This is a genomic window from Arcicella sp., assembly GCF_964672035.1.
Genome location: NZ_CBABQS010000139.1, coordinates 1 through 5,511, shown reverse-complemented (window position 1 = coordinate 5,511; position 5,511 = coordinate 1). Strand labels below are relative to the sequence as shown.

The 5,511-nt window shown below is 35.2% G+C and carries 8 protein-coding genes; 4 read left to right on the top strand and 4 right to left on the bottom strand.

The window, feature by feature from the left end:
• Positions 1-118: 118 nt before the first annotated feature.
• The 3 genes from AC1W31_RS20225 to AC1W31_RS20215 are packed head-to-tail and all read right to left on the bottom strand — an operon-like array spanning position 119 to position 1,262.
• Positions 119-595, bottom strand: coding sequence for a transposase (locus AC1W31_RS20225; protein WP_481736311.1), 477 nt, complete (start codon positions 593-595; stop codon positions 119-121).
• Positions 520-978: an IS3 family transposase gene (locus AC1W31_RS20220; protein WP_481736310.1), complete on the bottom strand. Its 459-nt coding sequence runs from the start codon at positions 976-978 to the stop codon at positions 520-522. Before AC1W31_RS20220 ends, AC1W31_RS20225 begins: the two co-directional genes overlap by 76 nt.
• The gene (locus tag AC1W31_RS20215; protein ID WP_481736309.1) at positions 975-1,262 is read right to left on the bottom strand and encodes a transposase; all 288 of its coding nucleotides are present in this window, start codon (positions 1,260-1,262) and stop codon (positions 975-977) included. Before AC1W31_RS20215 ends, AC1W31_RS20220 begins: the two co-directional genes overlap by 4 nt.
• Positions 1,263-1,356: 94 nt before the next feature.
• On the opposite strand from AC1W31_RS20215, the gene AC1W31_RS20210 reads away from it, so the two are divergent.
• From AC1W31_RS20210 to AC1W31_RS20195, 4 genes are all read left to right on the top strand, one after another.
• A complete protein-coding gene (locus AC1W31_RS20210) occupies positions 1,357-4,527 on the top strand; it encodes an efflux RND transporter permease subunit (RefSeq protein WP_481736308.1) in 3,171 nt (1,056 codons plus the stop codon).
• Between the two features lie 211 nt (positions 4,528-4,738).
• Positions 4,739-4,876 carry a hypothetical protein gene (locus AC1W31_RS20205; protein WP_481736307.1) on the top strand — a complete coding sequence of 46 codons (138 nt, stop codon included), beginning with the start codon at positions 4,739-4,741 and terminating at the stop codon, positions 4,874-4,876.
• Positions 4,877-5,074, top strand: coding sequence for a recombinase family protein (locus AC1W31_RS20200; protein WP_481736306.1), 198 nt, complete (start codon positions 4,877-4,879; stop codon positions 5,072-5,074). It begins immediately after the preceding gene.
• A complete protein-coding gene (locus AC1W31_RS20195; RefSeq protein WP_481736305.1) occupies positions 5,052-5,366 on the top strand; it encodes a hypothetical protein in 315 nt (104 codons plus the stop codon). Before AC1W31_RS20200 ends, AC1W31_RS20195 begins: the two co-directional genes overlap by 23 nt.
• A 26-nt stretch (positions 5,367-5,392) precedes the next feature.
• On the opposite strand, the gene AC1W31_RS20190 is transcribed toward AC1W31_RS20195, so the two are convergent.
• On the bottom strand, positions 5,393-5,511 hold a 119-nt coding region (locus AC1W31_RS20190), incomplete at its 5' end, for an IS1 family transposase (protein WP_481736312.1).

The following is a 5,511-nucleotide window of genomic DNA, read 5'->3' as shown; positions in this document are numbered from 1 at the left end:
TAAAATGTACCCCTTAGTTAAAACAGTTATTAATTAAAACGAAACTATTAGTTGTTGTAATTTTTCTTTTTTTGGTTCTTTTTTTCTTTTGTTAATTGTGTGGATAAGTGGATAACTTTTAGGCTGCCATTGCGTATTGGGACATTGGGGTTTTATAATCGAGCGATTGATGGGGTCTTTCGTAATTGTAAAATGCCATATACTCTGTGATTCCCTGTTCTAATTGCCATCCATTTTCGTAAGCATACAGATAGATTTTTTCTTGTTTTAAACTTCGCCAAAATCTTTCTATGAATACATTATCTAATGCTCTGCCTTTGCCGTCCATTGAGATTTTTATCTGTTTTTCGATAAGCACTTCAAGGAACATATTAGCCGTAAATTGACTACCCTGATCTGTATTAAATATTTCAGGTTTACCGTGTTTAGCAAGACAATCTTTGAGTACCTGAGTACACCAAGAGGCTTCCATCGTGTTAGACAATGACCAATGTAAAATACTCCGAGTATGCCAGTCAATTATCGCCATACAATAGCGGAACGCCGCCCGCATAATCCCTTTTCCATTGGGATATAAGTAATGTCCGTTGACCATACCTGATTAGCTCTGTTTATGACAACATCTCTGAGCAAGTATGGGTACTTCTGATGGTCTGAATTGGGCTTAGAAGTATTTGAATGAGGGTAAATGACCTTGATATTCATTAACTTCATTAATCGCCTAATTCGTTTACGATTGATGGCATACCCTAATGATTGTAAGTGTACTGTCATTCGTCTGAAACCATAAAAAGGGCATTTTAAGTGCTGTTTGTCAATGGCTTTCATTAGGGCATCATCCAAGTCGTTGTTACGTTCAACGGGCTTATAATAAATTCTTGAACGACTAATTGACAGTATTTCACATTGACGATTGATCGATAAACCTTCGTGTTTTTCTTCAATCATTTCCAAACGCTGGGTCGGGTTAAAGTTCACGATAACTTTTTTTTAAGAAAAGTATTCTCAACTTGTAAACGACCAATTTGTTCGTAGAGTTTATCAGAATTATCAGCTTTTGCCGATGATACTTTTGCTGATTTATCAGACTCAAACAAACCACCCCCAGTGGTCAATACTTGCTGTTTCCAGTCACTAATTTGACTGGAGTGAAGTTCATATTTACTGGCAATTTCTGCCAATGTTTGTTTCTCTTGAAGTGCTTCAAGGGCGACCTTAAACTTGAACTCAGGAGTGAATTTACGCTTGCTATGCTTGTTCATAATATCAAATTTAGCAATACTTCCGTCTTATTGAAAGGTTGTCCTAAATTTGGGGTACATTATAATATTTGCTCAATGAAATGTATCTAAAACTATGAAAAAATCTTCTTACAGCCTTTTAATCGCTTTTGTAGTACTCAGTATAATCGGTATTGTTCTCATTCCTAAACTCTCTATTCAGTTAAATCCTTCTAAAAATTCTGGCAGTCTTACAGTTTCGTATTATTGGGGTAATGTTTCGCCAGAAGTGCTTGAACGTCAGGTATCCGCTAAATTAGAAGGGGCGTTTAGTACCTTGCAAGGCATTGCAAAATTAAGTTCGGTTTCGGGTTATGGCAATGGATATATCACGATAGAAATTGATAAATCTGCCAACCTTGACCAATTACGTTTTGAGGTCGCAACGCTCGTCAGGCAACTATACCCACAACTGCCCAAAGAGGTGAGTTATCCAATCATTAGTCTCAATTCCCCAGACCAAGAAACGCAACAAAAACCGCTGATGTCTTTGCAGTTCAACGGGCAAGCAAGTTTGAGTGATTTGAAGATATATGCTGAAGAACAATTAAAGCCCAAATTAGCCCAAGTTGAAGGTGTTTATACCGTAAATGTCTATGGAGGAAATCGCCAAGAATGGGTTTTGACCTACAACAGAAGTCAATTAGAAAACTTACAAATCTCTGAGAATGAGATAATTAAAGCCATCAAAAACCAATATCAACAAAGTAGTTTGGGCTTAGTTCGTAATGGCGAAGGACAACAAATGAATGTGATATTGAGTCCAAAATCACAGGATATTTTAACCCAAAAATATGCCGAAGAAATTGGGAAAGATTTAGAGAAGATTGCTTTGCCTTTAAGAGCAAAAGACAAGAAAAATTTAGGTAGAATTATCCATCTTTCGGATATTTTGAAGGTCAGTCGTAACGAACAACCCATTGAAGAGTTTTATAGGATTAATGGCAAAAATGCCGTTACGATTGTCGTACAGGCAGATATTGGTGCAAATCAGTTGAGCTTATCCAAAACCATTCGAGCAAAATTAGCGGAGATTTCTAAAACTCTTCCTCCCACCTATCAGACTAATATTGAGTATGATGCCACGGAATATATCCGTGAAAATTTAGACAAAATTTGGGTGCAATCGGGTTTGGCAATCTTGATTTTATTGATTTTTGTATGGCTCACGACCCGTAGTTGGCGATATACAGTGGTGATTTCATTAAGTCTCATCGTCAATTTGGCACTTTCTTTCATTGTTTTCTATTTCCTCAAAATAGAGATTCATCTGTATTCATTGGCTGCCATTACAACGTCTTTGGGTATTTTGATTGATAATACAATTGTGATGATTGACCATTATCGCAGATACAAAAATCTAAATGTTTTCATGGCATTATTAGGGGCAACTCTCACAACCATTGCGGGGCTAACGGTTATTTGGTTTCTGCCAGAAGAGACAAAATTAGACCTATTGGACTTTGCTGTAGTAATGATTGTTGTCTTGGAAATTTCCTTAATTGTTGCTCTGTTTTTTGTTCCTGCTTTGATAGAAAGAATAGATATGTTGCCTGATAATCAAGAGATTAAACATAGAAAAAAACTAAGAAGAATATCTAAACTGAGTATAATTTATACAAAAACAATGCTCTTCTCTTTACGTTTTCGTAAAACATCTTTCCTTCTAATGTTCCTTGCTTTCGGCTTTCCCGTCTTTATGTTACCTAATCGTTTGGAAGACACAAACCCTTTGGCAAAGTATTATAATCCAAGTATCGGGAGCGAATATTATCAAGAAAACATCCAACCAACCATTAATAAAGTGTTTGGAGGGAGTTTAAGATTGTTTGTGAACTATGTTTACGAGAAATCATACTATTCAAAAAATGAACGGACTTTATTATACGTTAATATAGGATTACCAAATCAAGCAACCATTGAGCAAATGAATGAATTGTATTTGCCAGTGGAAAGCTATTTGAGCCAATTCAAAGAAATTGACCGTTTTATTACTCGGATTTATAACGGACAAAATGGAAGTATGACCATCTATTTTAAGTCTGAATATGAAAATGGCTCGTTTCCGTACATCTTGAAAAATCGGATGATTGCTTTTTCTACTGAAATGAGTGGTATCAATTGGGATATTTACGGAGTCGGTCAAGGATTTAGTCAGAATTTAGATGAAAACAGTACGCCAACTTTTAACGTAATGATGCACGGTTACAATTATAATGAATTGGAACGCCAAGCGAATATTTTGAAAAAACGGCTGGAAGTTCACCCAAGAATCCAAGAAGCAAACATCAATAAGAGTCTAAATTTTTGGAATAATAAAAGTCTTTATGAATTTGTATTACAAACCGACCCGAAACACTTAGCCCTGTACGGGCGAACTAATACGGAGGTGTATGAGTATTTGCAACGCCAAAATGTACGCTCCCGACCAGACATTTATCAATTAATGAACGGTGAATACGAACAAATTAAAGTTGTGCCAGATGATAGTAAAAATTTTGATGTTTGGTCATTAATGAACCAGTCGGTGAAGATGGATAAAAACATTGTCAAATTATCTGATTTTGCCAAGTCTGAAAAACAGAAAATCAGTCCAGAAATTCATAAGGAGAATCAGGAATATCTCAGAATGGTAAGTTTTGAATATTTTGGGAGTCAAAATTTTGGGGATAAATTTTTAGAGAAAACCCTGACAGAAATCAAACCAGAATTGCCTTTGGGATATACCGCCAAGAAAACGGGCTATGATTGGTACAGTGAAGAAGCCAAACAACAATATTGGTTAATCGGCTTGGTGATAGTGTTGATTTATATTATTTGTGCCATCATTTTTGAGTCATTGTTGCAACCCTTAGCGTTGATTATGATGATACCAATTTCATTTATCGGAGTCTTTTTAACTTTCTATTGGTTTGATTTCAATTTCGACCAAGGAGGATACGCTTCTTTTGTGTTGCTAAGTGGCAATGTGGTTTGTGCCGCAATTTTCATTATTGCAGAATTTAATAATTTACGGAAACTACACCCTACCACAAAACCCTTCAAACTATATATTAAAGCCTATAATCATAAAATTATTCCTATCCTTTTAACAATTCTTTCAACGGTAGTAGGCTTAATTCCATTTTTGATTTACGGACAAAATGAAGTCTTCTGGTTTGCGCTTGGTGCTGGAACAATTGGGGGATTGATGATGTCTTTAATAGGGATTATTTTGTATTTGCCATTGTTTTTGCGGTTTCGATGAAATATGTGCAACTGAAATGACTTCACAACTTTCTTCAGTCGAATACAATTTTTAGAATCAATATTTAAATGATTTTCATTTACGAATTAATTTCTTACAAAATAAACCATCCTATAAACCATAAGAATAATTAGACAAAACTCATTGATAAAAACAGATTAAGTTTTATAAAATAATTACCTGTAGCATGTTTTTATCTAATCTTATCAAAATGCCCAGAAATATTGCTTATTTACGTGTCTCGACTCTTGAACAAGACAACTCCAAAAACAAAACCGACATTCTTTCCTTAGCCAATGAAAAAGGTTTGGGTAAAGTCGAGTTTGTGGAAGATAAAATTTCGGGATAAGTGTCTTGGAAGGAAAGACAGATTTTTACGGTTCTCAATCAATTGGAAAAGGGCGATGTGCTTTTGATTAGTGAGTTTTCGAGATTGAGACGAAGTATGTTGGAAATTATGGAAATCATTTTGTTTGCTATTGACAAAGAAATTAAAATGTACACCGGCAAAGGTAAACTGGCAATTGGACGACACTATCCAAAGTAAAATCATGGCGATGGTTTTTACAATGGCAGCCGAGATTGAAAGAGATTTAATTTCCCAAAGAACCAAAGAAGCCTTACGGGTGAAGAAAGCCAACAGAATGATATTGGGTCGTCCGAAAGGACCAGGAAAAAGTAAATTAGATATTTACAAAGTGGAGATAGAAGCCTTACTTCAAAATGGTTCAAAGCAAAGTTTTATTGCCAATCGTTATGGAGCTACCGAGGCTACTTTGAGTAATTGGATTTCTAAAAATAAAATTGTGAAGCCTAAAATTAATCAGAATAAAAATTAGGTAGTGTTTCAGAATGTATTCTGCTATCATGCAGCGTTTTTAAGCCATATATAAGCCTTTATAAACCCAAAGTGCATATCATCCTTTTTAGAAAAACAGATTGTTTTACGACATAATCTCTTCAAGTGAGTCCTAAAATTGAGGT

Coding starts and splice junctions, on each gene's coding strand:
- AC1W31_RS20210 (WP_481736308.1), top strand. CDS start 1,357: ATGAAAAAATCTTCTTACAGCCTTTTAATCGCTTTTGTAGTACTCAGT.
- AC1W31_RS20205 (WP_481736307.1), top strand. CDS start 4,739: ATGCCCAGAAATATTGCTTATTTACGTGTCTCGACTCTTGAACAAGAC.
- AC1W31_RS20225 (WP_481736311.1), bottom strand. CDS start 595: ATGGTCAACGGACATTACTTATATCCCAATGGAAAAGGGATTATGCGG.
- AC1W31_RS20215 (WP_481736309.1), bottom strand. CDS start 1,262: ATGAACAAGCATAGCAAGCGTAAATTCACTCCTGAGTTCAAGTTTAAG.